Origin of the sequence: Borborobacter xinjiangensis (genome assembly GCF_047739745.1) — a bacterium.
In the GTDB taxonomy this organism is placed as follows: Bacteria; Pseudomonadota; Alphaproteobacteria; order Rhizobiales; family Rhizobiaceae; genus Pseudaminobacter.
In genome coordinates, this window is the sequence record NZ_JBLLVA010000013.1 from 1 (window position 1) to 26,938 (window position 26,938).

Genomic DNA, 26,938 nt, shown 5'->3' on the forward strand with positions numbered 1-26,938 from the left:
GCGAGGCGTGATCGCCGTCGAATGGTCGAGGACGGGTGACGACAAGTCGCGCCTGCGGCTGACGTGGAAGGAAAGCGGCGGCCCGGCCGTGAAAGAGCCGTCGCGCAGAGGCTTTGGTCGCGTCGTCCTGGAAAGGGTGACGCCGGCCTCGGTGGATGGCGTCGGCCATGTCAGCTATGAGCCGAACGGCATCACATGGACGCTGGATGCGCCCTTGAGCGCACTCACCGAGACGAAGGTCGACTAGTTTCCCGTCAGAAGTGAAGGCCGCCGTAGGTTCCCCTGACCACCCGCGGCTCACGGGGAACGTTTCCGATTTCGGTTTGTTCTAACCATTCGACCCTTCCGGATGGCAGTCGTTTCCATACGCCCGGACGAAAGCGAATTGTTGAGCGCATCGAGACTCAAGGAGAATTCCTATGCCCGCAAGATCACGATTCACAGTTCTCGCCCCCTTTGTCGCCGCGAGCATGACCGTCGTCGGCGCCACGGCACCGGCAATCGCCTTCGAACAACCCGGCATTGCTCTCGCACAGGCGGCTCCGTCGCCAGCACCCGAGGACATGCAGGACGATGGGGACGACGCCCAGTCCGATCAGCCCGATCAACCGGATATGATGCATTCCGGCAAGAGGGGCGATCGCATGAGACGCGGCATGCCGATGATGCGAGGACATATGATGAAGATGATGTTCGTCATCGCCGATACCGACGGAGATCGTGCGCTGTCCTTCGAGGAAGTGTCGGCCATCCACAAGCGGATTTTCGACGCAATCGATGCCGACAAGGACGGCAAGATGACCAGGGAAGAGCTTCAGACTTTCATGCGGGAGTAGCCAGGTTCGGCAAGCGTGGACGTTCTTGTTCGTCGTCGGCTTTTCACGGCTTCCTTGCGACGCACCACGCCTTGTGACATTGCTGATGAGGCAAAATCAGGAGTCTCGGGCGTCGAATGCGGTCGGCCATTCTGTTTCTAGCCGCGCTGGTTCTCTACGGCTGCGGCGCTGGAAAAGCGGTCCGGGACACCGGGCAGCTCTTCGACAAATATGGCTGCATTGCTCGTGATTTTAAGGGTGAGCCGCCATGCGCCCAGCCGGGGCCTTAGGCACGCTCGCTAAGAATTAGAGCGTCCTTGTGCGTCCGATCGGACGCACGGCGCTTTAGCTGCGTTGGATTGCACGCATAGAGCCGCCGCGCCCGCGGCGGCTCTCATATCTTCGGCTCTCATGTCTTCGGCCATTCAAACCGTGCGGAAGCCATAATAGTCGTTGATGGCCCGACCGTTCTCGGTCGACCAGTCATAGTCCTCATCTCTGCTGTAGCGTGGCACTCCCTCGACCTGCTCTTTGGAGATGTCGACGCGAAAGCCGCCAAGACTTTCATCATAGGTAAGCTTTTCCCATGGAAGCGGATAATAGTCTTCGCCCATGCCGAGAAAACCGCCTAAGCTTAGAACCGCGTAGGAGACGCGGCCGCTGCGCTTTTCCAGTATGAGCCTTTCGACTTCGCCTATGTGCTCGCCCCGAGCGTCATATACATTCGTGCCGACGACATCGTCGCTGGCCACCAGATCGCGTGTCCGACGGATGTTTGGGTCCATTGAATGATCCTCCTGTTAGTGGAGGAACAAAACGTCCCTGATCAATGCCGGTTCCGCAAAAGATGAAACCTGTCGGCCGGTGTCGCGTTGACCAACGCTGCGGGCCGTGTCAACCGGGCCAGACGGTACGGTGAACAGGAAGTCTTTTTCCCGGTTTCTCTTCTTGGCCAACGAAATGGCAGACGAGCACCTGTCCCGTCCGGCTCGCAGCGCTCCCCGCGCCTCTCCTCGCCCGCTCGGTGAAAAGCACGTCGCATCTGCATCAGCCATAAGGATGACCACCCTCTTATTGATGAGTTGAGACCCCTGAAGCGAGAACGGAAAATGGCTGGAGGTTTAATGGAACCTGTCGCCTTTCGGCGCATTAGACCGACTCAAGGGAGGACGTTAGCAATGCGATCCAGGCAGTTCCGAAGTGTCATCCGAATCCAGGACCAGGGCTCCGATGCAACTCGCGAGGTGGCCACGATTCAAGATGCACGCGAAGTGCTGACACATTGGCCCCGCGAACGCCGCGGCCCTCGCTACAGAAGAGCACGGGAGATCGTGGAAGCAGCGCTCCGGGGGGAAGCCACCAGCGCTCATGCCCAGGAATCGTTCATGTCGCTCTGCGCTCATTTCCACATTGTTGCGCCTCGCTAGCGCAGTTCCTGCAGTCCGTCGGTCTTAATTCGGGCCCAACGGAGTGAGTGGGCAAAACATGTACACTTGAGCTCGGCGGGCCCGGACAGGAAATGTCCGACCCTCTGGAGTCTGTTGCCTGCTGGAAGGTAGCCAGCGACGGTGCTCGCACAGCGCGACGCCGGAAGGCATCGTATACCTTGGCCGTCACAGAACTCCTTTGCGGGTTATCTGGCGGAGAGAGCGTCCGCCGCAACTGATGGTCTAGAATAGTCCGGACTTGCTTGTCTCATAGGCCAACGCCCTGACATTCCTATACAATATCGAAAGGATAGTCACCCACGTCCATTGCAATTCATCCGCTACCGCCATAATGCATTATGGTTGCGTTTATGGTTTTAGGGGGAAAATGCAGGTGGCAGGGAGTGGAACTGTCGTCAAGATCACGACAGACCGGGCAATGGCTCAACTAGCTGAACCGGGCAAAACATATTCTGACAGCATCAAGGGTACCGGCCTTTATTTGCTCGTCACGAAAGCCGGAACCCGCCGTTGGCTGTTCATCTACAGCCGAAATGGCAAGCGCCGCGAAATGGGGTTGGGGCTTGTCGATGGGCCGAAGGCGGTTTCGCTAAAGCGTGCAAGGGATCAGGCTCGCGCATATCAGCAGATGCTTGCCAGCGGCGCCGACCCGTGGACCGAAAGCCGCCTTGCAAAAGAGCGCGAGGCAAAGGTGCAAACGTTCGGGGACTTCGCCGACGCGTACATTGCCGAGCAAGCGCGGGGGTTCCGCAACGCCAAGCATATCGCCCAATGGAAAATGACTATGAAGGTTTACGCAAAGCGCCTTCGCCCCCTCCCCATCGACAAGATAAAAACCGACGACGTTCTAGCGGTCCTGAAACCGATTTGGCTGACAAGACCCGAAACAGCGAAGCGAACGCAAGGGCGCATTGAACGAATTATGGACGCTGCGAAAGCGCAGGGTTTGCGTACAGGAGAAAACCCGGCACGTTGGCGAGGGCACCTTGATATGTTGCTCGCCCGTCAGAGCAGCCTATCACGCGGCCACCATGCTGCGCTTCCCTATCCCGATCTCCCAAAATTCATGGCGACATTGCGCGCCGCCGATGGCATGTCGGCTCGCGCGCTGGAATTCCTTATCCTGACAGCCGCGCGCACAGGTGAGGTAATCGGCGCGTCGTGGGATGAAATAGACCTCAAAAACGCGCTGTGGACCGTTCCACCTGCTCGCATGAAAGCCGGGCGCGAACACCGCGTGCCCTTGTCGCCCCGAGCGCTGGAAGTCCTCAACGAGGTTTCGCCGTCGCGTGGTCTGCCGGGCGCGTTCGTGTTTCCGGGCGGAAGGGAGGGAGAGGGCCTTTCGCAAATGGCGATGACAATGGCGCTCCGCCGCTGCGGCAAGGGAGAATATACCGTCCACGGCTTCCGCTCCGCTTTCCGAGAGTGGGCGGCGGAAGAAACCAACACGCCTCGCGAAGTCGCGGAAGCGGCACTTGCGCACGTTGTAGGGGATAAGACCGAACAGGCTTATCGCCGGGGAGATGCCCTTCAGAAGCGCCGCGACCTAATGGACGCGTGGGCAATCTTTTGCACGCCGGACGCGTCCGACCCTGCCGGTGCGACGAGTAGTTTGGTGTCACAAACGGCCAAAAATCAAAGGGGAGTGTGTAGCAAGTAACGCGATTGTTACAGATTTTAACAATCCGTGAGTTCACGAAACCGTGATCTGCTACACAAAACCCCCGAAAAGGGCCTTTAGTCTACCAATTTAGTAGACTTAACGTGTAGCGCCTCGAAGCCTTGCGTGGAAAGGGTTTCAGGCTTCCTGCTACATACCGTTACACTGATACATACCCTTTAACCGTTTTTATAATGAAATAGAAAAAAGAGAGAGTATTAGAAAAGAAATAGGGAACGGTGTATCGGCGTAACAGCATGTAGCAGGCTCCCGCCAACCGGTGCGCGTCTTCAACAAAACTTCGCGTATTTTGTGTCTTATATACAAGACACTAGTTCCACCTTTAAAAATGCTATCGTGTATGCCTACACTGTTGCTTATCCACTTCTATCCGAGGACGGCAACGAATGTTTGCACATGGCGAAGCATATGCCCTAACAATTCCCGATTTCGCCCGGCGTTTCGGCGTGGGGCGCTCCAAGGTTTATCTTGAAATTCAGGCCGGGCGTCTGAAACCCCGCAAAGTCGGCACGCGCACCATTATTCCCGTTGAAGAGGCGCGGCGCTGGCTTGAAGCGCTCCCTAAGATGGGGGCGACCTCCCATGGAAAATAGCCAGCACAAGGCACTTCCGTGGGCTAAGGTGGTCCAGAAGCCCGCGTTCCAAGCTCTTTCCGCGCAAGATAAATACGCCGCGCGTGAAGAGTATTTTGACGAGGTTGTCCGCCCGCAACTACTCGAATTTTATCCCGACGTTGATCCGGACCTCGTAAAGGAGGAATTTTACACTGACACGCAGGGGCAGTCGTTCGGGACGGTGGACGAAATCGGCCTTGCTGTCAGCGATATGGGGCGCATTCTAGCCAACGCAGCAACGTTCAATCTTGCCGACAAAGCCGTAGCGGCTGGCCGCGCCGCCTTTGACGGCGAATTGGACTATGCGCAGGCGCTTGAACAAGAGCGTGCCGAAACTCATCGCGGGCGGGAGCGCGCGGGTTGGGCGGGCACCGCTGGCGACGTGATCGGCGGCGGCGTGACAGGCGTGGGGCTGGCGAACAAGGGTCTTACGCTGGTCGGACAAAAGGCAATCCAGAACAGCGGCCCGGTCGGAAAAGCCGTTCTTGGAACGCTCGCAGGAGCAGCAGAAGGTGCGGCCTACGGGGGCGCTTACGCAATAGGCAATGCTGACCAAGGGCTTGACCCTCTTGCCAACGGCGCGGCGTTCGCCGCAGGCGCGATCCCGGGCGCGCTTGGCGGCGCGGTTGCGGCTCCGGCTGCTTCCATCCTTTCGAACACCATGCAGCGGCTGGCAGGGCGCGGCGGCGCGCGTGCTCGCCTTTCAGACGGTACGGCGCTGGCGCCGAACGTACAATCTAGCGCCGAGCGCGCGTTGACAGGCGCGAACAAAAATCAGGTGCTTTCGCGTCTTGACGATATGGGAGCCGACGCGATGGCGCTTAACGCCACTCCCGATATGAAAGGCGCGGCATTGGGCATTGTTGCGAAAGGTGGTCACGGTGGCGAAGTGATCGAGCGCGCGCTGGAGGATCAATTCGCACGGCGTTCCGGTCGTTTGTTTGCTGGCGTTGATGACGCGATTGGCCCCACCGGGCGGGATGCTCGCACCATACAAGACGACTTCGCCATTGGGCGCCGGGCGCTAGCCAGTGATTACGATACCGTCCTTGGTGGCGTGTCTGTCGCTCCTATTCACCGGCAACACATTGCCGAGACCGCCGCGCGCGCGGCGGCGGCGTGGGATGCTAAGTCGCCCGTGGGGAAATTCCTGAAACAGCGTTTTGCAAGCCTTAAATCCTTGCCGGAAAGCGCGGTGCAACTCCGCAATATGAAAATCGAGGTAAACGCCTTCGCGAAGGCAAACCCCGACGCGAAAAGTACCCTCTATCGGCTCAACGGCGCGATTGACGCCGCGTTGGATCGTGCTACCGGCGGCGATTATGGAAAGCTGCAAAAGCAGTTCGCCACCAATCGTTCGTCGGCGGAACAAGCAGCGCGCGGGCACGCCTTCCTGACAGGAAGAAAGACCCGGCAAGGCGGCGTAAAGGAAGTCACGCTTGCCGATATCCGTGCGGACATGGCTCAAAACCCAACACTGACACGGGAGGCGGCGCGCGCTGGCGTGGACGACGTTATGAGGAGCAAGACCAACGAACTGTCAGCAATCCAAAACGTCGTCGGGCGCACCAACAATGCCAAGAACCGCGAAAGCCTCGCGGCGATCTTTGGCGAAAACGCCCGTGACCGGCTCGCCAAGACCGTGGAAGCGGAGGTTCGGAAATCACAGGATTATGCCGACATTCTCCGCAACTCCAATACCGCCCGCAAACAGGCCGCAATGCAGGCCCTCGACGGCGGCGGCTTCGCCGACTTCATTCCCGAAAACCGCACCGCCTTCGGCGCGTTGAGCAGCTTGGGCGCGATCGCATTGCGTAAGTTCGGCGAAGCGTTCGGCAGTCGGAATTCAGCGGCGCGCCGGGTTCTTATGGCCCGTATCGCGACCATGCAGAAACCCGAACTCGTGGAACTCATTCGTGAGTTGGACCGTGCTGCCCGCTCGCGGCGTGTCAACGGGCTTGTCAGCACCGGTGCAGTTGCGGGCGCGGCGAATTCGGGCGGCGAAGCGTTCCGGGGGCGCTGACATGCCTGACAAGAACGCAAGGGCCGAACGCGGGCGCACGCTGGAAATGCTGCGCTCCTATCTTGCGCAGCCGTTGCCCGCCGATGTTTTGCACGAAATCAACGGCACCGCGCCCAAAGCGGTTCTCGAATACCGTGCAGAACGTGGACAGGGAATGTTCACGTTGGAGGATATCGCGACGATGGCGGGCCTTCGCGTCGACGTTCTCTATAGGCGCTTTCGCGAAACCGGCGTGGACCTCCCGCCGCCTTTGGATGGCCCCGTCGCGGCGACAATGGCCCTTGTCTATGGCGGACTTTTTGAACCGACCCGCAACGCCTCTGACTGCCGGTGACTGCCGTCGGGCGATGACAACTCGTTTTCGTAGGAACTACGCCATGCAAACCGCAGCAACGAACGTCCCATATTCAGCCAAGCGCCAGACGCTTCGCGAAATCCGCGACGAACATATTGAGTGCCTAATGTCCACCGACGCGGACATTACCTTTCGCGACGTAATGATTTTAATGTGCAAGCGCCCCGAGGACCATGAGACAATCGCCAAGGCGGTGGGTGTCGACCTCGACGCACCGTTGATGCCTGTGACCGCTTACCTAGAACACCTTGCTAACCAGATACAGCAGCGTATTCATGAGGATCGCGATAGGCTCGACACCGACCGCACGCGGCGTGTTTGCGAGCTTTGGGGCGACTACGCATATAACGCGATCAACGAGCGCGGCAACGTGCGTATTGCCCCCTTCGCTGGTTCCGATTGTTGGGGCATTTACGTCATCAACGGCCCGTTCGATCCCGCCGAGCGCGAATGGCTTCCTGTCGGGCCGTTTAAAACCGCTTACGAAGCGGCGGCATACCTTGCGGAAATAGTCTTACGGGATTTTCTCTATGAGACATTCGGCACTACCTGCCCCGATTTGGACAAAGCACCAAAGCCCGTCCGCACTGTCGTCGGCGGCATCCTTAAGGCGGCAACGGAATTCGATTATCCGCCCGAGGAGCCGGGCGTCCGGAACGCGTTGCCGCACGAGGTTGCGGCGCGGCTGTTGAAAGAACTTCATAAATATCGCCCATCATTCACGTTGCCCTATTGGGCGTTTGCGGAACGCAATGACGGGCTAGCTGTAGCTGCACGCCGCCATATCGCCGAAGAACGGCGCGCCGGGCGCAATCCTTTCACATACCCCCGCAGGAATATCGGGAAAGAGGAAACGCCGTTCTGGCGTGCCGTGCGGGCGGAAGAACGTCGGTTGGCCGGGCGGGGCGGCATTCTTCATCCCTCCGGGCGTCGTTTCGACTAGCGACCGCGCGGCTTCCAACCGTACGAAAAGCGCTGCCATTTGGCGGTGCTGGTCTTCTGTTCTCAAATTTTGGCCCGAACCCGATGATAAACCAAATTCCTGACAGCGCTGACAGCCTGACAATTCTCACTGACAAGCACAAAAGGCGGCTGGCGAAGCGCCATGTGTTTTCGCCCGGTTCCGGCAAATGGGTAACGGAAGGCTACCCCGACAAGCTTGCGTTTTTTGACGTGGAGCAGCACCCCGTACGCTCCCTTGCGGATTTGGAACGGGTGTTGCGGGAAACCGCCGTCGATCCTTCTCGCGTTGTCATCCGCGCGGAGCCGAATGCCAGCGCCTTCGCCGCAATTGCCGAAACCGGGTTCACCCGTCGCAATAAAGAATGCTTCGCCGCGACCCCGCGCCGTTGGGTTTGTGTCGACGTTGACAGCGTGACAGCGCCCGGATTTGACATTCGCACGGACCCGGCGGGCGTGGTCGCATGGCTTGTCAAAACTCAATTCCCGCCAGAATTCCAAAACACTCGCATCCTTTGGCAATTGTCATCCAGCGCGGGGTTGCGCGACCCTGAAGCGGTGAAAGTGCATTTGTGGTGCTGGCTTTCGCGTCCGTTGGGCTTTCAGGAATTGAAGGCTTGGCGGCTGCAAGGCGGTTTTCCTGCCGACGACGCCATGTTTCGCGACGTGCAAATCCACTACGTCGCCGATCCGTCGTTTCAAGGTGCTCCCGATCCCTGTGCCCGTCGCTGGGGGGTCTTGGAAGGGGAGCATGGTGAAATCCATGTTCCTGAAATCGACCTTACCCAAGCACGCCAGAAAGCCGCAGACCGGGGCGAAAGTCTGACAGGATTGGTTTCAGGGAAAGACGTGGCCGAAATCCTGTCAAAGATGGGCGATGGCGACGGCGGACACGGTTTCCACGCGGTCATTATCTCTGCGCAAATGAAATGGGCGCGCACCACGCCGCCAGCGTTTTACGACCGCCAGCGCGCGGCTTTGAAGCAGGCAATCCGCGAAGCCGCCCGCAACGCTCAACGGCGTCCGGGGCGTTCCCTTGCGGACGTAGAGCGCGACTACCTAACTGACGACGTTTTGGACCGTGGCATTGACGGCGCGATCAAACGGGCAAAGGAGCGCCAAGTAGAAGCCGCCGCTGATTTCCCGCCTTTTGTGCCTCTTCGAGAAGCGCAGACCGCGATTTACGCCGCCGCGCGCCAGTTCTTTAAGGAGGCGTTGCGGTGACTGTTCACGAAGGCAGTTTGCGTATCACGGCACGCTCGCGCATGGCGCCAATTAAGGCTCCGCTGCAAGCGGCGGTGCTCGCCACGCCCGGCACCGGCAAAACGGAATTGATGCTTCTCGCGGCGGCTGATTTCGGTGCGGCGCTCGCGGAAAAGCGCGTCCATATTCTCGTCCCCGACAACACCCTTTCGCGTGAGCTTTTGGAGCGTGCCCGCAAGATTTTGCCGCCAGAAGCCAATCCCCGCCTCCATCGCGGGCGGATGGATACCGTGGTGCGCGACGAGCCGCCCTGTCACCCGTCCATGCACGCCACCGTGCAGTTGGTCGAGGCTCTAGGGGCAAGCGCCGCCGAACTGGTTTGCCCCACATGCCCTTTCGCCGAGACGTGCGAATGGCACGCGCAAAACCGCGACGACGCCCCCGGCGTGGTCATCATGCCCCATGCGTACGCCACGCTCCCGGCGGGCGGTCGGTGCGATGCGGCGGTTATTGACGAGGATATAGTGCTCTCGCTTCACCGTGCCGTGCCGGTGCTCGTCAGCCGCCTTGACCCCTCCGAGCATCCGAAGCTGCTCACCGGCCCGCGCGGTTGGGCGTTGGGGAATACGCTGGAATTGAATGCACGCTTCGATTTGCACGACGCGGGGCGCAAGCTTTGGGATGCTTCCCACGGCGGCACGCGTGTTCCTACGCTGCCCGCCTTGCGCGCGGCGGGGCTGACGCCGCAGGCGGCAAAGCTGGCAAAGAGTATCGAATACGGGCGCGCCGAAGGGATCAAAGCCGCGCTAGAAGTCGCCTTTAAGGAAAGCCGCGACCTCGATCAAATCCGGAAACTCACAGCGAAGGCCGTCCGCGATTATGGGGACGCGTGGAAGCACGCCAAGCTGTGGCAATCGCTGGAAGTGCAATTGCAGCTTCCCGACGACGCCCGCGAGACGTTGAATGGCTGGCGGATAGAGGAGAGGCCGAACGAACACGGCGGGAGTGACCGCCTGTTTGTTGTCGGTTATCGCGCGCGGCTGAAATTCGAAGACAAGCCCGTGCTGGCACTAGATGCGACTGGCGACCGGAGTTTGTTGACACTGGCGTTGCCCTATTTCTCGCGTGTCGTCCAGGTTGCCGCCGACGCTCCGCATGCCCATGTCATTCAAGCGATAGATACCAAGAACGGTAAACGCGCATTGGTCGGCAACGGCACAGACGACGACCGCCGTGAGGGCGAAAGCGCGGCGCGCAGGCGCCGTGTCGTGGAAGTCGCGGAAGCTTTGGCGGTGGGGCGCGAGACCGGGCTGATTTCCTACAAGGGCGTTGAAGAAAGTCCCGAGGTACGCAATGCGCCAGAGCATATCATACCGGGGCACTACGGCCTTTTGCGGGGGCAGAACAAGTGGAAAGGCGTTGACGTGCTGCTGGTGGCGGGGCGGATGATGCCACGGGGGGCGGACGTGGAAGATATCGCCGGGGGGCTGTTCTTCGACCAGCCGGAGGCGATTGTGCAGGGCGGTTTCATTGGTGACGGCGAGGGGTCTTACCTCATGCGGAGCGGGGAGCATGTTCCCGCCCGTGTGGAAATGCATTCCTCGCCGGTAGCGGAGAAAATCAGAAGGCAGATTACCGAGGCGGAGCTTGTGCAAGCGGTCGGACGGGCAAGGGGTGTACAACGCACGGCGGAGGAGCCGGTGCTTGTCGCGGTCTTAACGTCGACGCCCGTGCCGGGGCTATTGGTGGATGAAATCGTAGAGTTTGACGACCTCGTGCCGAATAGCATCGAATTGAATTTCGCGCGGACGGGCGTCTACCTCAACAACGCGCGGCACGCGTTCTCCGCCTTTGACGGGCTTTTCAAAACCGAACATGCCGCGAAGCAGGCTTATAAACGGGAGAGGTTGGGTACATTTCCCTATAAGAAGTATATAAAGGGAAATGTACCCAACCTCGCACGCGTTGAATATCAATGCGCGGGCGTCGGCAACAAAAAAGCATCAGCGCTATTTGACCTCTCACGCGTCACAGACCCACGCGCTTGGCTGACACAACGGCTCGGCCCTGTCGCGCATTTCGAAATCAATTCGAGCACGCCTGAAGCCGAAAACGACAATGTGCCGCTAACGCAAACGGCAAAGCCCAACAAAGCCGAATTGCTCCTCGCTGAATTGATCCCGGCCAACCAACGCGCCGAACTTCGCACATTGGCGGCGAACACCTCACCCGACTTGCTTGCAAAACTCACGCCTCATGATTTCGCCTCGTGGCGGCGTTTCGCAAAGAAGTCCGGGCTTGTGTCCGCCGCCGATCTAAAAGAAGCGCGCACATTTTGGGAACGTCACGGGATGCACCCTGATCGCGAGCGCCGGGCGGTTACCCACTTCCTCAACAAGCATCCTCGCGTCCGCGCACTGGCTGCGCTGATATTCGAAACCAAACCGCCTGCTATCAATTGTTTATCAGGCGTAGACAAAGATCACAGCACCGAGCAAGCAGCATGAACACTCGCATCAAAGGGCGTTTCGCCCCCGGCCAATCCGGAAATCCTTCCGGTCGCCCCAAGACGCCAGAGCACGTCAAAGCAATGTTGGACGGGCTGACAGAAAAGGCGGTGCAGGCGCTCGGCGAGGCGCTTGACGGCGATGACCTAAAACTTAAGCTTATGGCCGCGCAAGAGGTCTTGAACCGCTCGCTTGGAAAGCCGCACGCCACTGCGTCACTGGACGTAAATCACAAGAGCGACGGCCCGGCGCATCTTTTGGCCTTAGCTGCGCTCGCTCGTAATGCTGTAACCCTCCCCAAGCCGGGCGATATGATTACGATTGATCCCGAGCCGCACCCCGCGCCGTTGGTATTGCAACGCCCGCTGGAACCGGAATGAGCCGATAAAAAACCCGCCACGCGGCGGGTTTGTTGTTTTTGGCTTCGCTAGTTATGCCGTTGTCAGCCGCTTTGATAGTCGGCTCAACGTCGACCTTGAGCAACCCGTCGCCGCAACAATGCTGCTCCAACTTTGCCCCGATTGGAGCATTTTCAAAATCGCGTTGTTCCGTTCAGTATCTTCGGGCCTTCCCCGGAAAAGTCCTGCCTCTTTGGCTTTGATGATGCCTTGCGCTTGCCGCCGTCGCCTGTCGTCGTAATCTTTGCGCGCAATGGCCGCTAGCATATCGAGCAGCATGCTATTGATCGCGCCGAACATACGCCCGGTAAATTCATCATCGGTTTTCGTCATCATCATGTGCGAGGTCGGGAGGTCGAGTGCCACCACGCGCACTTTGCGGTCCTCCAACTCGCGTTTCAAGCGATCCCAATCCACCGCGTTCAGTCGGCTCAAACGGTCGACCTGTTCGATTAGTAGAATGTCCCCCGGTTTGCAGTCCGCAAGCAGGCGGAACAGTTCGGGGCGGGCAAGGGATGCTCCGCTTTCGTTTTCAACATAGGTGGCAGCAATCGACAATCCTCTGTCCTTCGCAAACGCCTCCAAATCACCTCTCGCGCGATTGGCGTCTTGTTCCTTAGTGGATGCCCGCAAATAAGCCCGAACGAACATGGCCTAATCCCCTTCAGTTCGATTTAACTAGTTCGATTATTGGCAGTTCGTTTTGAGTTGTCAACCGGTATTTATAGAACCGGTCTAGCGCTGGTTCTCTTGGGGTACACCTAAAACGAACGCACGCCTCCAAGCACAACGCCCCTGAATGGAGCGGAACTTGACGTGGATCGGGAATGTACGGAAGATCAAGCCACGCTGTGCTTGGGGGCATTAATTACATGCAAGAATTCAAGCGTACCGAACCGCGCGCAAACGCGGAGCCGATAGAGCGGGCACTGCATTCGTTCTTTGATGTGGTCGGCTACGTTTTTGGAAACGGCGTTTCCATCGCCGGTTACGTATTTGTTCGCCTACTTCTGTGGTGCGCATTCTTCTGGCTGGTTTCACTGATCTTCCCGACGTTCGGTATGATGATGCTCTACCTTCCATTCCTAGCGGTGGAAATGGTGTTCAACTGGCTCGGGAGCATGTTTGCGGGGGCTTAGGGGTTGATTTACCCCCCGCCCCTACCCCAACCCGAGGGGCTAGCTCTAGATCAGCAGGGTATTTCGCTACACAGCGGCACGCCAAAAAATAAAAAATAGAAATTACGGATTGCGTTTCAAAAACCACGCCTTGTTGACGCTGTAGATTGACTTATTCTGGCAAGCGCGAGACTTTCCGGCCCAACCAAAAAATCACAACCGGAAACGCCGAAATGACCCCATCTGCAAAAGCGGTTCAGCACGCCCAGACGGCTTTGGCAGAAGCGCTGCAATTGATGCAGCTAGAGAACGGCAAAGAAATCGCCATTGAAAAACTGGCTTACAGCGTGCCGGAAGCTGCCTACGCTCTATCGCTTTCCATCGACTACGTATGGAAGCTGGTTGCGATGGGAACTATTCCGTCTGTGAAGGTCGGCAAGCGGCGTTTGGTGCCAGCCGCCGCATTAAAAGAGTTTTTCGAGAGCCGCTAGGCTTCGACGCACTTACTGGACATTTTCGGTAGAAGATTTGTGTTTTAAACGCAATTACTTACAGTTAATCTGCGGTTGACTATCTTGCTTGCCCAAGTAAAAGCTTGGCGGTGCTTTGTACAACAAAGCGGCCCGGCTGAAGGTTGCCTCCTTCAGACCGAGCCTAACCACAAACGATCAAGGAAGGATCGAGTTATGGCTTCTGATACCGATATCATGACATCCGACAATTTAAACTCAATTTCTAAAGCGTCCTCGCACCCTCGCCCGCTGGCGGAGATCATTAAAAGGCACCAAAACGCCTACGCCGCTTTCAACGACCATTGCACCAAGATGGCCGAATTTCCTCGCCCCACGGCAGCGATAGAGGCGGAGAACGGAACGCTGGACCGCGCCGAGCGCGATGCAAAACGCGAATTCCTGTGCTACCGCCCCCGCACGCTCGCCGAAGTCAAGGCGAAAGCCGCCTATACTGTGCTCGCCGCCGAAGCGTTCACAGAGGCTGACCACCAAAGCGTGCTGCGCTCATTCCTTTAGGCAACCCAAGGCAGGGCGGCGCTTAGCCGCCCTCTAGCCCCTAAGTGCAGGTCTTCGCGCCGCCCGCCTTCACAAGCGCCTGCCAATCCGGCCCCAAAGCGCCGCGCGCGGAAATCGCCCGCCCGGCGCCCGGATCGGTATCCTTAAACATTTTGATTGCGAACGATTGGCTGTGCCCTCCGGAAACAATCGTCGGGCCGGGCCGGTAGGTAGTGTTCGCGTTTAGGAAACCTCCACCGTATGTTCCGGAAGTCTGGTAACTCCCCGGCATCTGCGTCACACGCACGTCGTTCGCGCTAGCCGCCTCGACAATGATGTAACGGTCGTAACCCGCCTTCAGCGTTTCAATGGCGGCTTGTTTTTGCGCGACATTCGCGGCTCCTACTCCACCGCAAACGGGCGCCGCCCGCGCTTGAATTATCGCTGTGTCGTTTGATGTTCGAATAGCGTTTGATGCCGCGCATCCGACCAACGCCAGACACGGCAACGCGCACAATGCGGCCCTTATCATGTAACCCCCAATTCAATGCCCAAGGCGAGTAACATCACGGGCGCCGGGGCCAGTCAATTGCGGCGTCACGGAAGGCGTTCCGCGTTGGTATGAGCAACACAGATTTCGGGGGGGAACCACGAGCGAAAAGAACCACGCCATGCGCGTTCTTACACTGTGTTACGAGCGCGCCGACTGGGGACATAAGCCCGCCGACGCGCTCGCACTATTACGAGATGCTACGCCGCTATGTCTACGCGCCGCCAAGGCAATTGAGACGGATGCACATTTCGCAGGAAACGAACAATGTCCGACCGGCCATATGTTCGGTGCTGTCGTGCCCCTATGAGCACAACAGGTTGACCAAGCCGGAGGCCGAGGGCCGCAACCAAGCCATCAGCCTGACCGCGATTGTTAATGACGTGATCTTGGACGGAAGCGACCGCGAAGTTCACACCCTGCTCTCTGACAAGAGCTATCTGCCATTGTGCCATTATGCAGCCCTCCGTTTCGCGGCGGCTGTCTGTTCACTTCCGGGGTGTTTCCGCCCTTTCAGAACGTCGTTCACCCTGCCGGGATTTACCCCGTAGGTAGCAGCAATGTGGTGCTGGTATTCACCGGCCAAATGGCGAAGCCAAATATCAACGGCATCGTCATAGGTAAGCTGGTATGGTGGTTCTTGCTCGATAGACATGGGTCGTCAGCCTTATTGAAGGCTTGGGCGACTTGACAGCGAGTCGATTGCGCGTATGTATGCGCGTGTTGTCTAACGACTAGCCGCAAGCCGACCAAGCTACTGCGGTTACCGATACGGAGCCGGGGTTGCAGCCCCGGCTTTGTCGCATCAGGCGACAGAAATTAGTTTCTATCGCAACGATGATATGTGATGACTCGGTCTAGGGTGTCAATAGAAAGCCCCTCGCGTCCCCGCTGAATCACAGGAAGGCGCAGAATTCCTTTATATTCAATGGCTTGCTTGGTTCCTCCCAGAAGCCGAGTTCGGCCTTTATGCCGAACTTCTCTATTGATAACGCGATTCGAGTCGCCCCGTCTAGATTGTGCGCCGCACAAAAGCACAACCATTGATTCGCATTAGGCAAATCGAACCCCACAGCGCTTACTTTATGGCTGTCGTTATGGTTTTCAGCAAATAATCCGAAAAAGACAATTAAATCAGATGGTTCTGGCGGAGAGAGCGGGATTCGAACCCGCGATACGGTTCCCCGTATACACACTTTCCAGGCGTGCGCCTTCAACCACTCGGCCACCTCTCCGCATGCGCGCGCCCAAGGGCACTGCACGCCGGGCTCATCTAGTCGATCCTGCGGCGAATGCCAAGGCCTCGCAAGCCGCATTGTGTGCTGGTTTTTGCTGGAGAGCGCGGTAGTCGCAATTCTCCACCAAAATTCCCAAGCACGATTGCCGAGTCCGCCATCGCACCATATGTGTCTTGCCCGGATCGGCGATCGGAGAGGATGATGCTGCGTTTCCTGTTCAGGCTCGTTGGCATGTTTGCGCTTGCGGTAGCCGTCATCATGTCGGTGCTCGACGCCACCCGTACGGTTGCCGCCTCGCGTCTGGTGATGACGCCACTGAATACAAGCTGGATAACGGTGTCGCCCGACTCGCTGGCGGCCGCGCAGCAATTTGTACAAACCAGGCTTCACCCGCTGCTTTGGGACCCCGTTATAGTCGCAGTTCTGAACCTTCCAGGCTTCGTCGTTTTCGGCATCGCGGCGTTCCTGTTTTTCGCACTCGGCCGCAGGCGGCGGCGCCCCGGTCATTTCGCGATCGAGAGCTGAACGGCTCGTTCCCTCGCCGACATTGCGGTTGCACTGCTGATTTGGCTTGCCTATGCTCGGGCGATGGAACAGTCGACGCTGAACGCAACGCAGACGTCACCTGCGCTGACAATCCGGCGGACCTGCTCCATCAAATTTCGCTAGGGGCGGCCTCGTGCGATGCCAAGGCCCGGTGGGCAGCCTTTCTCCCTCAAGCTCCAGTTCGCCGCGGCCGGCGATCTCGACGTCGCAAAAAGAGTGGTCGAAGCCGCCATTGCCGTATCATCCTGACAGATCGCCGCGAATAATGGCGTTGAGGGAGATGCCGGACCATCGTCGCGGGAGGCGACGGCCGGGCAACAGGGGGATCATCGATAGCGATCGCGTCGGGAATGCGCACGCGCGACCCGCGGGGGGCCATTGCCGTTCCGGCGTCGCGATCAGGAAAACAGGTTTGAGCGCAAGGGTGGCGGTCGGCGCGGTGCTATCGGCCATCCGGGTTTCATCCAACACCGCAAGCAAGGGAAGAGGATATGAAGAAACTACTCGCATCGACGGTTCTCGCGATGGGCGTGTTCGCGTGGGCTGGGCCGGCATCCGCCGAATGCGGAAACGTCACCATCTCCAACATGAACTGGCAGTCCGCCGAGGTTTTGGCCAGCATCGACAAAATCATTCTCGACGCTGGATATGGGTGCAGTTCTGAACTCGTCGTCGGCGACACGGTGCCGACGCTCACCTCGATGACGGAGAAAGGCCAGCCCGACATCGCGCCGGAGGGCTGGGTCGACCTTTTGCCGGACGTGGTGGAGCGCGGCATCAAGGAAGGCAAGCTGGTCTCGACCGTTGAGGCGCTCTCGGACGGCGCGGTGCAGGGCTGGTGGATCCCGAAATATCTCGCCGAAGCTCATCCCGACATCAAGACGATCGCCGACGCGCTGAAGCATCCCGACCTGTTCCCCGCGCCCGAAGACCCCTCCAAGGGTGCTGTGTTCAACGGACCGCAGGGCTGGGGCGGAACGCTGGTGACGACGCAGTTCTTCAAGGCATATGACGCCGAGAAGGCGGGGTTCACCCTGGTCGATACCGGCTCGGCAGCGGGCCTCGACGGCTCGATCGCCAAGGCTTATGAGCGCAAGGAAGGCTGGATGGGCTACTACTGGGCACCGACCGCCATCCTCGGCAAGTACGAGATGGTGAAGCTCGACTACGGCGTTCCCTATGACGAGGCCGAATGGAAGCGCTGCAACACCGTCGCCGACTGCGCCGATCCCAAGCCGAACGAATGGCCGAAGGACAGCGTGCAGACGCTGGTGACGACGGCCTTCGCCGAACGCGCCGGCCCGGCGATGGACTACCTCAAGGCGCGTTCATGGTCGAACGAAACGGTGAACAAGCTGCTCGCCTGGATGACCGACAATCAGGCCACCGGCGAGGAAGGCGCAAAATATTTCCTCGAGAACAATGAGGATATCTGGACCAAGTGGGTGTCGCCCGAGGTCGCCGAGAAGGTCAAGGCTGCGCTTTGACCTTCTGATCGGTGGCGCGCCTGGCGCGCCGCCATTTTGTTCCGGGACGGTCGCCGTGACCATTGCAGCGACCGTCCTGCTCTTTTGGGGAGAAACCCTATGGATTGGCTGACCAGCTTTCCGCATCTCAACGATGATTTCCTGCGTGCCTTGAAGAAGGCCATCGATGAAGGCTTTCGCGCTTTCACGCGCGCCTATGGCGATCTGATCGAAGCCTTTTTCGATCCCCTTCAATATTTCCTGATCCAGTCCGAGCGGTTCATGACCAACACGCCCTGGCCGATCATCATGCTTCTGGTCGCAGCCCTTGCCTGGTTCGGCAGCCGAAGCCTCAAGATCGTCATCGGCTCGCTGCTGACGCTGTTCGTCATCGGCCTGTTCGACATGTGGGACGACACGATGAAGACCATTTCGATGATCTTCGTCTGCACGGTGCTCGCCATCGTGCTCGGCATCCCGATCGGCATATTGATGTCGCGCTCGGACCGCTTCCAGAACATGATCAATCCGGTGCTGGATGTCATGCAGACGATGCCGAGCTTCGTCTATCTCATCCCGGTGGTGATGCTTCTGGGCATCGGCAAGGTGCCGGGCCTGATCGCGGTGGTCATCTACGCCATTCCGCCGATGATCCGGCTGACCAATCTGGGGATAAGACTGGTCGACAAGGATGTGCTGGAGGCCGCCGACGCGTTCGGCTCGTCGAGCTGGCAACGCCTGAAGAACGTACAGATGCCGCTGGCGCTGCCCACAATCATGGCCGGCATCAACCAGACCATCATGATGGCGCTTGCCATGGTCGTCATCGCTTCGATGATCGGGGTCCAGGGGCTCGGCCAGCCGGTGCTGAAGGCCATCAACAACCAGTATTTCACGCTCGGCGTCTTCAATGGCCTGGCCATCGTCGGCATCGCCATCATCTTCGACCGCATCAGCCAGGCCTATGGCAAGCGGCTGCAGAAACATTTGGAGATCGTGCATGGCTGAGCAGCAGGCCGCCGGCCAAGACACCGGCATCCGTATCCGCAACCTTTACAAGATCTTCGGCCACGACCCCGCGGCCTATGTCGACCTCGTGCGGCAGGGGATGAGCAAGGCCGAGCTCAATGAGCGCTATGGCCACGTTCTGGGTCTGAAGGACATCAACATCGAGATGCCTTCCGGCGGAATCCAGGTCATCATGGGCCTGTCCGGCTCCGGCAAGTCGACACTGATCCGCCACATCAACCGGCTGATCGATCCGACCGCCGGCGAGGTGCTGGTCGGCGGCAGCGACGTGGTGAAGATGGACGCGCGGGAATTGCGCCAGTTCCGCCGCAACAAAACGGCGATGGTGTTCCAGAAATTTGCGCTGCTGCCACACCGCAGCGTGCTCGACAACGCCGTCTACGGCTTGGAAGTCCAAGGCCTGCCACGTGCCGCCCAGGTGGACGCGGCGATGCGCTGGATCGAGCGGGTCGGCCTGAAGGGGTTCGAGGACCGCTATCCGAACCAGCTCTCCGGCGGCATGCAGCAGCGGGTCGGGCTGGCGCGCGCGCTCACCAACGACGCGCCGATTCTGCTGATGGACGAGGCCTTCTCCGCGCTCGACCCGCTGATCCGCATGGATATGCAGGGCGTGCTCCTCGACCTCCAGAAGGAAATCAGGAAGACTATCGTCTTCATCACCCACGATCTCGACGAGGCGCTCAGGCTCGGCGACCGCATTGCCATCCTGCGCGACGGCGAGGTGATCCAGCAGGGCACCGGCCAGGAGATTGTGCTGAAGCCCGCCGATGACTATATCAGCAAATTCGTCAAGGAAGTGAACCGAGGGCGCGTCATCAAGGTAGACGCCATCATGAGCAGTCTTAAGACCACAGCCGGCCAGCCGCCGGTGATCGTGCCGTCAGGTACGGTGATCGAGGATGCCGCCCGCCTGCTGACCGAGGCCGACAGGCAAGAAGCGGCCGTCGCCAACGGTTCCGGCGAGATCGTCGGCAGCCTGCGCATGCATGATATCGTCTCGGCCATGTTCTCCACCGACCCGGACAATGCCCGCAAGCTGGAGGTTTCATAACCTCAACCATCTCGGGAGACTGCGATGTTTTTTCTGAGCGACATGCTGAACAAGAAGCTGAACCTGCCAAAACCGGGCGAAGCGTTGCCCGGACGTGACACGCCGATCGCGACTGCCGTCCGGCATTTCGTCAACAAGCGCCCGCTGAAGGGGCCATACCCGGAAGGATTGGAAACGGCGCTGTTCGGGCTCGGCTGCTTCTGGGGAGCGGAGCGCATGTTCTGGCAGATGGAAGGCGTCTGGATAACGGCGGCCGGCTATTCGGGTGGTCTGACACCCAATCCGACCTACCAGGAGACCTGCACCGGCCTTACCGGACATGCAGAAGTCGTTCTCGTGGTTTTCGATCCGAAGATCGTCTCCTACGCCGACCTGCTCAAGGCGTTCTGGGAAAACCACGACCCGACGCAGGGCATGCGCCAGGGAAATGATGTCGGCACCACTTATCGCTCGGCCATCTATACGTTTTCGGACGCGCAGTACGACGCGGCGATCGCCTCGCGCGATGCCTATGAGGCGTCGTTGCGCGGCAAGGGTCTCGGAAAGATCACGACCGAGATCGCGCCGGCTAGCGTGTTCTACTTCGCCGAGGAAGACCATCAGCAATATCTGGCCAAGAACCCGCATGGCTATTGCGCGCTGAAAGGCACCGGGGTCGCCTGCGCCGTGCCGCAACCGGCTGGCACCGGCGCCTGACAGAAGACGTCAATCCCACCCAAGGCCTTCCGATTTGCCGGGATCCAATCCCGGCAAATCGGATCGTTTTCCAATCGGTCAAAATTCCACGTGAGTTTTGCCCTTCGGCGTGCAAGACTTCGCGCCATGTGCCGTCGAGCGCCGGGGCATAGGCCGCCGGTCGGCACGCGGGTGAAGCAAACCGACAGGGGTGGACTCACATGAAGCGCATTGTTCTCGGTCTTCTGGCAGCAGCCGCATTGGCATTTCCAGCTCTTGCCGCCGACATCAAGCCGGCGATCATCTACGATCTTGGCGGAAAGTTCGACAAATCCTTCAACGAAGCCGCATATAACGGCGCCGAGAAATTCAAGCAGGAAACCGGCATCGCCTATCGCGATTTCGAGATCCAGAACGACGCCCAACGCGAACAGGCGCTCCGCAAATTTGCCGAAGATGGCAACAATCCGATCGTTATGGCAGGCTTCTCCTGGGCTGCGGCCCTTGAGAAGATCGCCCCTGAGTTTCCCGATACGAAGTTCACCATCATCGACATGGTTGTCGACAAGCCAAATGTGCGTTCGGTCGTGTTCAAAGACAATGAGGGCTCCTACATTGTCGGCATCCTTGCGGCGATGGCTTCCAAGACCAAGAAGGTCGGGTTCGTCGGCGGCATGGATATTCCGCTGATCCGCAAATTCGGCTGCGGCTATGTCGGCGGCGCAAAGTCGGCCGGCGCGACCGAAGTCATCTACAACATGACCGGCGATACGCCGGCGGCGTGGAACGACCCGACCAAGGGCGGCGAGATCGCCAAGGCGCAGATTTCACAAGGCGCGGACGTCATATATGCGGCGGCCGGCGGCACCGGTGTCGGCGTGCTGCAGGCGGCGGCGGATGCCGGCAAGCTCAGCATCGGGGTCGATTCCAACCAGAACGGCCTGCAGCCGGGCAAGGTGCTTACCTCGATGCTCAAGCGCGTCGATGTCGCCGTCTATAACGCCTTCATGGACACCAAGAACGACAAGTTCACGCCCGGCTTCAACAATCTCGGGCTCAAGGAAGGCGGCGTCGACTACGCGATGGACGAGCACAACAAGGATCTGGTGACCGAGGAGATGAAGGCGGCCGTGGAGAAAGCCAAGGCCGACATCGCTTCCGGCAAGATCGTGGTCCACGACTATATGGCGGACAACTCCTGCCCGTATTGACCACCGGCAGCGGCTGAGGGCATCTGCCCGGCGCAGGCGCCCTCTTCCCGCAGATTTTTCCGGTCACCAGTGCGGCGGCTTGGTAATCTCATGGCCAGGCGCCGTCTGCCCCTCCAATGTCAGGAACCGCTCGGTCAGCGCGTCGAGCTTCTTTTGCAGCCTGTCGATCACCTTCCACTGTTCGACGAGTTGGGAAGACAATTCCTCGATGGTCTTCTCCTGCTCGGCCGAGCGGATTTCGAGCGTGGTGAGGCGGTCGGCGGTTTGTGTCATGTCGAGAACCTTGGTCATGCCGTTCGTGGGAACAGCTACTGCATCGGAAGGCACAATGCTTCGTGCGTCTGATCCTGGAAATTGACAAGCGCGCCGGCTTTTGTCGAGACTGGGAGGATCGGCCCACAGCCGTCAGGAGGTGAATTCGTCACATGACGGAACCGGCAATCGAGCTCATCGGCATCAGCAAGAGCTTTGGCGCGGTGCGGGCCAATCGCGACATAGACCTCAAGGTCGCGCGCGGCACCATCCATGGCATTGTCGGCGAGAACGGCGCCGGCAAGTCCACGCTCATGTCGATCCTCTACGGCTTCTATCAGGCCGATGCCGGCGAGATTCGCGTGGGCAGCGTGCCAACGGCGATCCGAACGCCCAACGACGCCATCGCCGTGGGCATCGGCATGGTGCACCAGCATTTCATGCTGGTCGAGAATTTCTCGGTGCTGGAAAACGTCATCCTCGGAGCGGAAGGCGAGCCGCTCCTGAAAAACAGCATTGCCAAGGCGCGTTCGGAATTGCAGCGGCTCGAGCGCGAATACGGGCTCGAGGTCGATCCCGACGCCATCATCGAGGACCTGCCGGTCGGTTTGCAGCAGCGCGTCGAAATCCTCAAGGCGCTCTATCGCGGCGCCGAAATCCTCATACTGGACGAACCCACCGGCGTGCTGACGCCGGCCGAGGCCGACCATCTTTTCCGCATCCTCAGACAGCTGAAGGAACAGGGCAAGACCGTGGTCCTGATCACGCACAAGCTGCGCGAGATCATGGCGATCACCGACACGGTTTCGGTGATGCGCCAGGGGACCATGGTGGCGACGCGTGAGACCGCCAGCACCACGGTCGAGGAACTGGCCGAGCTGATGGTCGGCCGTCGCGTGCTGTTGCGGGTTGAGAAAGGCGCTTCCAGTCCGGGCGAGGTCAAGCTTTCGGTGAAGAACCTTACAGTGAGGGATTCGCGCGGCGTCACCATGGTCGATAACGTATCCTTCGACGTGCGGGCCGGCGAGATCGTCGGCATTGCCGGTGTCGCCGGCAACGGCCAGTCGGAACTGATGGAGGCGATCTGCGGCGTGCGCAGCGCGGTTTCCGGCAGCGTTTCGCTCGACGGCGGCGCCATCGACGTGATTGGCGTGGCCGACCCGGGCGAGTTGCGCGACCGTGGCCTCGCCCATGTGCCGGAGGACCGCCACCACGTCGGGCTGGTGCTTGCCTTCGAGGAGAACGAGAATTCCATTCTCGGCTACCACGACGAGGAACAATACAGCAAAGGCCCGTTGCTCGACATCGACGCGATCCGCGCCGACGCGAAGGCGAAGATCGAGAAATACGACATCCGCCCCTCCGACTGCCGGCTGAAGACCGCCAATTTTTCCGGCGGCAACCAACAGAAGATCGTGCTGGCGCGTGAGATGGAGCAGGACCCCGGCGTGCTGGTCGTTGGCCAGCCAACGCGCGGCGTAGATGTCGGCGCCATCGAATTCATCCACAAGCGCCTCATTGCCATGCGCGACCAGGGCAAGGCGGTACTTCTGGTTTCTGTCGAACTCGACGAAATCCGCTCGCTGGCCGACCGGATTCTGGTGATGTTTGCCGGCCGCGTCGTCGGCGAGCGCAGTCCCGATGCGACGGAGGGCGAACTCGGGCTCCTGATGGCCGGCGTCGAGCCCCGTCAAGCGGCGGAGTGAGCACGCCGCCCGGCAAAAGCCACATTGTCCGCTATTCCCATCTCCGACTTTTGGGAATCGAAGGGACCGACGTGGCCAGAGCACGACGTGGCGCCGCCCGGCGCATTGCAAATCTCGCGGGCCTCTGCCTGCTTCTTGTTACCGCTGCATGCCGCTCTACCCTGCCGGTCGGCGAGGGTGCCATCGCTTCAGCTGCGGGATCGAACCATCTGGCCGAGATTCGCGCCTCTCACGGTCTCGGCCGGCTGAGCGCCGACCCGAAACTGGAGCGGGCAGCCTTGCAGCAGGCCGGCTACATGGCACGCGCCGGGCGCATGGCGCACAACACCGGGCGCGGCAGGGATTTCGCCTCGCGCATGAATGGCGACGGCATCGCCGCGCCGGCCGCGGAAAATCTGGCGCATGGCCGGATTGACCCGGACCGGCTGTTCGCCATGTGGATGGATTCGCCCGGACATCGCCGCAATATCCTCGACGAGCGCATGAACCGTTTCGGCCTTGCCTATGTCAATGAGGGCGGCAATGGTGGTCAGCGCTATTGGGCGCTGGTGCTGGCGAAATAGGACGCATCGTTCCTGCCGCCGGCGCGTTATGCCGAAGCGGCTGGTTTATCTTCCGGCGCAGAACCTCTATGACCAGGCCCGGAGGGCTAAGCCGATGATGCCGAAAGCCGTATTTTGGGACATGGACGGGACGCTGATCGACAGCGAGCCGCTTCACGAGCAGGCGATGGTCGCCGTGCTCAAGAGCCTTGGCATCACGCCACCCGCCGATCTGCACGACCGCATCATCGGCATCTCGGCCCGGCCGATCTATGACATGCTGCATGAGATGTTCGGCCTCAATCTGTCGTTCGACGACTGGATCGTGCGTAAATACGTCTACTACATGGAGCATGTCGGCCGGCTTAAGCCGCGTGCCGGCGCGGTCGAGATTTTTCGCGACCTGCGAGCGCTGGGAGTGCCGCAAGCAATCGTGTCGAATTCGGACCGGCTGATCGTCGAGGCGAACATGCGCGTCCTCGGCATCGATCGCCCCGGAATGAAGTCGGTCACCCGCAACGATGTGCGCTTCGGCAAGCCGGACCCCGAGCCCTATCTGCGCGCCGCCTGGTTGACCGGGGTCGATCCGGCCGAAAGCGTCGTCGTCGAGGACACCCAGACCGGTTCGTTGGCCGGCATCGCCGCCGGCATGCAAACGCTGTTCTGGCCGCAGCAGCCGATGGAGACGCCGGATGGCGCCATCAGGATAGACAGCGCCGACGAGCTGCGCGATCGTCTCGGCCTCAATGACGATTGAGGGGCATGACAGTGACGATCGACTGGAGCGACCTCACCAAGGACGAGCAGACGGCGCTCAAGCGCTTGAATCGCGGGCCTTATCCGGAGCTGTCGAAAGACATGGCCGAGCGCCTGATCGCGCTCGGGCTGGCGCAGGAACGGCCCGCCGGCGTCGGCATCAACCGGCAGGGACGGGAACTCGTCATCAACGCTTTGCTTGACCCCAGCCATACCTGATGAGCGGCCGTCTACGGCGATCGCCCCCGCGCTGCGGAACGGCACATCGGCACCCTGTCTTGACTTCGCAGCCGGCATCCCCAACTATGGCTGCATGAGTACCGTAGTCAAAATCCTTGGCGATTCCTTTTTCCGGGTTTGCCCCATCGCGGGATCCTAACCCCCGGCTCGGTTGCTTTGCGCCCCCGAGCCGAGGGGGTGAACATGTAGATTTCACATGTGATTTGTGCAGGATTTGATCGCCTGCAATTCGGCGCTTCCAACAAAAACCTCCGCCAGATCGGTGAGCGCTTTCGTCGCTGCCGTTTGCCACGCGCGGACGAAAGTACGGGAATTGACATGCAAGGCAACACGAAGGCCCGGCGCAAGCCGAACATAAAGGTCTCCAAGACCGACCACGGGCGGCTGCTGACGCTCGCCAACGGCGCCGTCGACCGGCTGCCGGAGGTTTCGAACGAATTGCTCAACGAACTCGACCGGGCACGAGTCGTCGATGATGGCGGCGTGCCCGCCGACACCGTACAGATGGGCTCGACGGTCACTTTCAAGCCGGATACCGGCGAAGCAAAGACCGTTACGCTGGTGTTTCCGGGCGAGGCCGACATCTCCCAGGGCAAGGTGTCGATCCTGACGCCGATCGGTACGGCGCTGCTCGGTCTTTCGACAGGCCAGTCGATCAGCTGGACGGCGCGCGACGGACGCCAGCACGAACTTTCCGTGCTCGAAGTCACCCAGACGGCGGCACCGGACGCGAATGGCGCTGCCGGGATAACCTCGGCGCTGGCGGGGTCGTAGGCATGCCTGCCTCGACATCCTCGCGACTTCTCAACCGTGCGGGAAGCCTCGTCACCGGAGATTGACCCCTGCGCCGATGAAGCCGCAAGTGCGTTCCGGCCCAGGGGAGCCTTCCGATTTCAGGTTCAACGGTTGATTCCGGCACCCGCTTCCACGTGGTCCGGTTGGAGATGCGCGATGTCAGACAGCGATTTCTGTCAGCTTACGACGAAGGATTACACCACGATCGAGGTGATGCTGGAGCGGTATGCGGGGCTAGACGACACGATGACGGCTATCCTGCGCCAGAAGATCGCCAAGGCCGTCGTGATGTTCCGCGACGACATTCCCGCGAATGTCGTCACCCTGGACAGCCGCGTGACATTTCGCGTCGATGGCGGTCCGGCCGAGACGCGAATCATCGCCAATGACGAGACGCGCGGCGTGGTCGGCATGGTTCTGGCGATCACCACGCCGCGCGGCGTGGCCCTGCTCGGACTTGCCGAGGGCGATTGCGTGACCATCACCAAGGAGGACGGAAGCCGCGAAACGCTCTCGGTGCAGGAGGTCGTCTATCAGCCGGAGGCTGCTGCCCGCGATGCGGGAAAGCTCGGGCAAGGAGGCGCGCCGGGCGCTGCACGCCGGCCCTTCTTGCGGGTCGTGCACAGCTCCGACGATCTGCCGCAGAAGCCGGCGCCTGCCGGCAGGGCCGCGTTCAGGACCAGCTTCGAGGATCCAGACTACGACCCCGATCCGACGGCGGCGTAAGCCTAGAGCCTTTCGGGGTTCCTGAA

At 60.0% G+C, this 26,938-nt stretch carries 30 protein-coding genes, 1 tRNA gene and 1 pseudogene; 27 read left to right on the forward strand and 5 right to left on the reverse strand.

Translation table 11 applies throughout. The annotated features are described in order from the left end of the window. A pseudogene (locus ACLKMW_RS14825) lies at window positions 1-247 on the forward strand (histidine kinase); the annotation flags it as partial. 172 nt (window positions 248-419) lie between these two features. Beyond that, complete coding sequence (locus tag ACLKMW_RS14830) at window positions 420-836, forward strand: EF-hand domain-containing protein (protein ID WP_415725239.1); 417 nt, start codon at window positions 420-422, stop codon at window positions 834-836. A gap of 404 nt (window positions 837-1,240) precedes the next feature. Here the strand turns inward: ACLKMW_RS14830 and ACLKMW_RS14835 are convergent, their stop codons facing one another. Then, the gene (locus ACLKMW_RS14835) at window positions 1,241-1,600 is read right to left on the reverse strand and encodes a PRC-barrel domain-containing protein (RefSeq protein WP_415725240.1); all 360 of its coding nucleotides are present in this window, start codon (window positions 1,598-1,600) and stop codon (window positions 1,241-1,243) included. A 393-nt stretch (window positions 1,601-1,993) separates the two neighbouring features. Here ACLKMW_RS14835 and ACLKMW_RS14840 point away from each other — a divergent pair, with 393 nt between their 5' ends. The 9 genes from ACLKMW_RS14840 (at window position 1,994) to ACLKMW_RS14880 (ending at window position 11,986) form a co-directional block, all read left to right on the forward strand. Continuing rightward, complete coding sequence (locus ACLKMW_RS14840; protein ID WP_415725241.1) at window positions 1,994-2,242, forward strand: DUF982 domain-containing protein; 249 nt, start codon at window positions 1,994-1,996, stop codon at window positions 2,240-2,242. Between the two features lie 439 nt (window positions 2,243-2,681). Next, window positions 2,682-3,923, forward strand: a complete 1,242-nt coding sequence (locus ACLKMW_RS14845; protein ID WP_415725242.1) for a tyrosine-type recombinase/integrase — start codon at window positions 2,682-2,684, stop codon at window positions 3,921-3,923. Window positions 3,924-4,330: 407 nt separating this feature from the next. Further along, complete coding sequence (locus ACLKMW_RS14850) at window positions 4,331-4,537, forward strand: helix-turn-helix domain-containing protein (RefSeq protein WP_415725243.1); 207 nt, start codon at window positions 4,331-4,333, stop codon at window positions 4,535-4,537. Continuing rightward, on the forward strand, window positions 4,527-6,581 hold the full coding sequence (locus tag ACLKMW_RS14855; RefSeq protein ID WP_415725244.1) for a hypothetical protein: 2,055 nt from the start codon (window positions 4,527-4,529) through the stop codon (window positions 6,579-6,581). The genes ACLKMW_RS14850 and ACLKMW_RS14855 overlap by 11 nt, the downstream gene beginning before the upstream one ends. A 1-nt stretch (window position 6,582) precedes the next feature. Then, window positions 6,583-6,915 carry a hypothetical protein gene (locus ACLKMW_RS14860; RefSeq protein WP_415725245.1) on the forward strand — a complete coding sequence of 111 codons (333 nt, stop codon included), beginning with the start codon at window positions 6,583-6,585 and terminating at the stop codon, window positions 6,913-6,915. Window positions 6,916-6,958: 43 nt separating this feature from the next. Next, window positions 6,959-7,879 (forward strand): hypothetical protein, encoded by a 921-nt coding sequence (locus tag ACLKMW_RS14865; RefSeq protein WP_415725246.1) that lies wholly within the window; start codon window positions 6,959-6,961, stop codon window positions 7,877-7,879. Between the two features lie 83 nt (window positions 7,880-7,962). Continuing rightward, window positions 7,963-9,120, forward strand: a complete 1,158-nt coding sequence (locus ACLKMW_RS14870) for a hypothetical protein (RefSeq protein ID WP_415725247.1) — start codon at window positions 7,963-7,965, stop codon at window positions 9,118-9,120. Then, window positions 9,117-11,606: a hypothetical protein gene (locus tag ACLKMW_RS14875; RefSeq protein ID WP_415725248.1), complete on the forward strand. Its 2,490-nt coding sequence runs from the start codon at window positions 9,117-9,119 to the stop codon at window positions 11,604-11,606. Before ACLKMW_RS14870 ends, ACLKMW_RS14875 begins: the two co-directional genes overlap by 4 nt. Then, the gene (locus ACLKMW_RS14880; RefSeq protein ID WP_415725249.1) at window positions 11,603-11,986 is read left to right on the forward strand and encodes a DUF5681 domain-containing protein; all 384 of its coding nucleotides are present in this window, start codon (window positions 11,603-11,605) and stop codon (window positions 11,984-11,986) included. Before ACLKMW_RS14875 ends, ACLKMW_RS14880 begins: the two co-directional genes overlap by 4 nt. A gap of 51 nt (window positions 11,987-12,037) precedes the next feature. Here ACLKMW_RS14880 and ACLKMW_RS14885 read toward each other — a convergent pair whose 3' ends face one another. Then, window positions 12,038-12,655 carry a recombinase family protein gene (locus ACLKMW_RS14885; protein ID WP_415725250.1) on the reverse strand — a complete coding sequence of 206 codons (618 nt, stop codon included), beginning with the start codon at window positions 12,653-12,655 and terminating at the stop codon, window positions 12,038-12,040. A 221-nt stretch (window positions 12,656-12,876) separates the two neighbouring features. Here ACLKMW_RS14885 and ACLKMW_RS14890 point away from each other — a divergent pair, with 221 nt between their 5' ends. The 3 genes from ACLKMW_RS14890 (at window position 12,877) to ACLKMW_RS14900 (ending at window position 14,150) form a co-directional block, all read left to right on the forward strand. Next, entirely contained in the window at window positions 12,877-13,143 is a 267-nt protein-coding gene (locus ACLKMW_RS14890) for a hypothetical protein (protein WP_415725251.1), read from the forward strand. A 212-nt stretch (window positions 13,144-13,355) separates the two neighbouring features. After that, on the forward strand, window positions 13,356-13,613 hold the full coding sequence (locus ACLKMW_RS14895; protein WP_415725252.1) for an excisionase family DNA-binding protein: 258 nt from the start codon (window positions 13,356-13,358) through the stop codon (window positions 13,611-13,613). A gap of 195 nt (window positions 13,614-13,808) precedes the next feature. After that, the gene (locus ACLKMW_RS14900; RefSeq protein WP_415725253.1) at window positions 13,809-14,150 is read left to right on the forward strand and encodes a hypothetical protein; all 342 of its coding nucleotides are present in this window, start codon (window positions 13,809-13,811) and stop codon (window positions 14,148-14,150) included. A 40-nt stretch (window positions 14,151-14,190) separates the two neighbouring features. On the opposite strand, the gene ACLKMW_RS14905 is transcribed toward ACLKMW_RS14900, so the two are convergent. Continuing rightward, complete coding sequence (locus tag ACLKMW_RS14905; RefSeq protein ID WP_415725254.1) at window positions 14,191-14,661, reverse strand: hypothetical protein; 471 nt, start codon at window positions 14,659-14,661, stop codon at window positions 14,191-14,193. Window positions 14,662-14,921: 260 nt separating this feature from the next. On the opposite strand from ACLKMW_RS14905, the gene ACLKMW_RS14910 reads away from it, so the two are divergent. Next, window positions 14,922-15,230 carry a hypothetical protein gene (locus tag ACLKMW_RS14910; RefSeq protein ID WP_415725255.1) on the forward strand — a complete coding sequence of 103 codons (309 nt, stop codon included), beginning with the start codon at window positions 14,922-14,924 and terminating at the stop codon, window positions 15,228-15,230. A gap of 594 nt (window positions 15,231-15,824) precedes the next feature. Here ACLKMW_RS14910 and ACLKMW_RS14915 read toward each other — a convergent pair. Beyond that, a tRNA-Ser gene (locus tag ACLKMW_RS14915) sits at window positions 15,825-15,914 on the reverse strand. A gap of 204 nt (window positions 15,915-16,118) precedes the next feature. Between ACLKMW_RS14915 and ACLKMW_RS14920 the strand changes: the two genes are divergently transcribed. The 6 genes from ACLKMW_RS14920 (at window position 16,119) to ACLKMW_RS14945 (ending at window position 21,895) form a co-directional block, all read left to right on the forward strand. Next, window positions 16,119-16,442 (forward strand): hypothetical protein, encoded by a 324-nt coding sequence (locus tag ACLKMW_RS14920; protein ID WP_415725371.1) that lies wholly within the window; start codon window positions 16,119-16,121, stop codon window positions 16,440-16,442. Window positions 16,443-16,954: 512 nt separating this feature from the next. Beyond that, window positions 16,955-17,950: an ABC transporter substrate-binding protein gene (locus ACLKMW_RS14925; protein ID WP_415725256.1), complete on the forward strand. Its 996-nt coding sequence runs from the start codon at window positions 16,955-16,957 to the stop codon at window positions 17,948-17,950. A gap of 99 nt (window positions 17,951-18,049) precedes the next feature. After that, on the forward strand, window positions 18,050-18,937 hold the full coding sequence (locus ACLKMW_RS14930; RefSeq protein ID WP_415725257.1) for an ABC transporter permease: 888 nt from the start codon (window positions 18,050-18,052) through the stop codon (window positions 18,935-18,937). Next, window positions 18,930-20,009 (forward strand): quaternary amine ABC transporter ATP-binding protein, encoded by a 1,080-nt coding sequence (locus ACLKMW_RS14935; protein ID WP_415725258.1) that lies wholly within the window; start codon window positions 18,930-18,932, stop codon window positions 20,007-20,009. The genes ACLKMW_RS14930 and ACLKMW_RS14935 overlap by 8 nt, the downstream gene beginning before the upstream one ends. Window positions 20,010-20,033: 24 nt before the next feature. Next, window positions 20,034-20,705, forward strand: a complete 672-nt coding sequence (gene msrA / locus ACLKMW_RS14940; RefSeq protein ID WP_415725259.1) for a peptide-methionine (S)-S-oxide reductase MsrA — start codon at window positions 20,034-20,036, stop codon at window positions 20,703-20,705. A gap of 200 nt (window positions 20,706-20,905) precedes the next feature. Beyond that, window positions 20,906-21,895: a BMP family lipoprotein gene (locus ACLKMW_RS14945; protein ID WP_415725260.1), complete on the forward strand. Its 990-nt coding sequence runs from the start codon at window positions 20,906-20,908 to the stop codon at window positions 21,893-21,895. A gap of 63 nt (window positions 21,896-21,958) precedes the next feature. Here ACLKMW_RS14945 and ACLKMW_RS14950 read toward each other — a convergent pair whose 3' ends face one another. After that, on the reverse strand, window positions 21,959-22,168 hold the full coding sequence (locus ACLKMW_RS14950; protein ID WP_415725372.1) for a SlyX family protein: 210 nt from the start codon (window positions 22,166-22,168) through the stop codon (window positions 21,959-21,961). 152 nt (window positions 22,169-22,320) lie between these two features. Between ACLKMW_RS14950 and ACLKMW_RS14955 the strand changes: the two genes are divergently transcribed. The 6 genes from ACLKMW_RS14955 to ACLKMW_RS14980 all read left to right on the forward strand — a co-directional run bounded on the left by ACLKMW_RS14955 (window position 22,321) and on the right by ACLKMW_RS14980 (window position 26,912). After that, window positions 22,321-23,853 (forward strand): ABC transporter ATP-binding protein, encoded by a 1,533-nt coding sequence (locus tag ACLKMW_RS14955; protein WP_415725261.1) that lies wholly within the window; start codon window positions 22,321-22,323, stop codon window positions 23,851-23,853. 71 nt (window positions 23,854-23,924) lie between these two features. Beyond that, window positions 23,925-24,416 (forward strand): CAP domain-containing protein, encoded by a 492-nt coding sequence (locus ACLKMW_RS14960; RefSeq protein ID WP_415725262.1) that lies wholly within the window; start codon window positions 23,925-23,927, stop codon window positions 24,414-24,416. 94 nt (window positions 24,417-24,510) lie between these two features. Further along, window positions 24,511-25,152, forward strand: coding sequence for an HAD family hydrolase (locus ACLKMW_RS14965; protein ID WP_415725263.1), 642 nt, complete (start codon window positions 24,511-24,513; stop codon window positions 25,150-25,152). 5 nt (window positions 25,153-25,157) lie between these two features. Further along, window positions 25,158-25,370, forward strand: a complete 213-nt coding sequence (locus tag ACLKMW_RS14970; RefSeq protein ID WP_415725264.1) for a hypothetical protein — start codon at window positions 25,158-25,160, stop codon at window positions 25,368-25,370. Window positions 25,371-25,709: 339 nt separating this feature from the next. Beyond that, window positions 25,710-26,165: a nucleoside diphosphate kinase regulator gene (gene rnk / locus ACLKMW_RS14975; RefSeq protein WP_415725266.1), complete on the forward strand. Its 456-nt coding sequence runs from the start codon at window positions 25,710-25,712 to the stop codon at window positions 26,163-26,165. Window positions 26,166-26,342: 177 nt separating this feature from the next. Next, window positions 26,343-26,912 (forward strand): GreA/GreB family elongation factor, encoded by a 570-nt coding sequence (locus ACLKMW_RS14980; protein WP_415725267.1) that lies wholly within the window; start codon window positions 26,343-26,345, stop codon window positions 26,910-26,912. Window positions 26,913-26,938: the final 26 nt, after the last annotated feature.

Coding starts and splice junctions, on each gene's coding strand:
- ACLKMW_RS14865 (WP_415725246.1), top strand. CDS start 6,959: ATGCAAACCGCAGCAACGAACGTCCCATATTCAGCCAAGCGCCAGACG.
- ACLKMW_RS14970 (WP_415725264.1), top strand. CDS start 25,158: ATGACAGTGACGATCGACTGGAGCGACCTCACCAAGGACGAGCAGACG.
- ACLKMW_RS14860 (WP_415725245.1), top strand. CDS start 6,583: ATGCCTGACAAGAACGCAAGGGCCGAACGCGGGCGCACGCTGGAAATG.
- ACLKMW_RS14950 (WP_415725372.1), bottom strand. CDS start 22,168: ATGACACAAACCGCCGACCGCCTCACCACGCTCGAAATCCGCTCGGCC.
- ACLKMW_RS14870 (WP_415725247.1), top strand. CDS start 7,963: ATGATAAACCAAATTCCTGACAGCGCTGACAGCCTGACAATTCTCACT.
- ACLKMW_RS14910 (WP_415725255.1), top strand. CDS start 14,922: ATGCACATTTCGCAGGAAACGAACAATGTCCGACCGGCCATATGTTCG.
- ACLKMW_RS14885 (WP_415725250.1), bottom strand. CDS start 12,655: ATGTTCGTTCGGGCTTATTTGCGGGCATCCACTAAGGAACAAGACGCC.
- msrA (WP_415725259.1), top strand. CDS start 20,034: ATGTTTTTTCTGAGCGACATGCTGAACAAGAAGCTGAACCTGCCAAAA.
- ACLKMW_RS14850 (WP_415725243.1), top strand. CDS start 4,331: ATGTTTGCACATGGCGAAGCATATGCCCTAACAATTCCCGATTTCGCC.
- ACLKMW_RS14855 (WP_415725244.1), top strand. CDS start 4,527: ATGGAAAATAGCCAGCACAAGGCACTTCCGTGGGCTAAGGTGGTCCAG.
- rnk (WP_415725266.1), top strand. CDS start 25,710: ATGCAAGGCAACACGAAGGCCCGGCGCAAGCCGAACATAAAGGTCTCC.
- ACLKMW_RS14935 (WP_415725258.1), top strand. CDS start 18,930: ATGGCTGAGCAGCAGGCCGCCGGCCAAGACACCGGCATCCGTATCCGC.
- ACLKMW_RS14920 (WP_415725371.1), top strand. CDS start 16,119: ATGCTGCGTTTCCTGTTCAGGCTCGTTGGCATGTTTGCGCTTGCGGTA.
- ACLKMW_RS14965 (WP_415725263.1), top strand. CDS start 24,511: ATGATGCCGAAAGCCGTATTTTGGGACATGGACGGGACGCTGATCGAC.
- ACLKMW_RS14945 (WP_415725260.1), top strand. CDS start 20,906: ATGAAGCGCATTGTTCTCGGTCTTCTGGCAGCAGCCGCATTGGCATTT.
- ACLKMW_RS14905 (WP_415725254.1), bottom strand. CDS start 14,661: ATGATAAGGGCCGCATTGTGCGCGTTGCCGTGTCTGGCGTTGGTCGGA.
- ACLKMW_RS14895 (WP_415725252.1), top strand. CDS start 13,356: ATGACCCCATCTGCAAAAGCGGTTCAGCACGCCCAGACGGCTTTGGCA.
- ACLKMW_RS14845 (WP_415725242.1), top strand. CDS start 2,682: ATGGCTCAACTAGCTGAACCGGGCAAAACATATTCTGACAGCATCAAG.
- ACLKMW_RS14900 (WP_415725253.1), top strand. CDS start 13,809: ATGGCTTCTGATACCGATATCATGACATCCGACAATTTAAACTCAATT.
- ACLKMW_RS14840 (WP_415725241.1), top strand. CDS start 1,994: ATGCGATCCAGGCAGTTCCGAAGTGTCATCCGAATCCAGGACCAGGGC.
- ACLKMW_RS14830 (WP_415725239.1), top strand. CDS start 420: ATGCCCGCAAGATCACGATTCACAGTTCTCGCCCCCTTTGTCGCCGCG.
- ACLKMW_RS14890 (WP_415725251.1), top strand. CDS start 12,877: ATGCAAGAATTCAAGCGTACCGAACCGCGCGCAAACGCGGAGCCGATA.
- ACLKMW_RS14980 (WP_415725267.1), top strand. CDS start 26,343: ATGTCAGACAGCGATTTCTGTCAGCTTACGACGAAGGATTACACCACG.
- ACLKMW_RS14925 (WP_415725256.1), top strand. CDS start 16,955: ATGAAGAAACTACTCGCATCGACGGTTCTCGCGATGGGCGTGTTCGCG.
- ACLKMW_RS14835 (WP_415725240.1), bottom strand. CDS start 1,600: ATGGACCCAAACATCCGTCGGACACGCGATCTGGTGGCCAGCGACGAT.
- ACLKMW_RS14930 (WP_415725257.1), top strand. CDS start 18,050: ATGGATTGGCTGACCAGCTTTCCGCATCTCAACGATGATTTCCTGCGT.
- ACLKMW_RS14955 (WP_415725261.1), top strand. CDS start 22,321: ATGACGGAACCGGCAATCGAGCTCATCGGCATCAGCAAGAGCTTTGGC.
- ACLKMW_RS14880 (WP_415725249.1), top strand. CDS start 11,603: ATGAACACTCGCATCAAAGGGCGTTTCGCCCCCGGCCAATCCGGAAAT.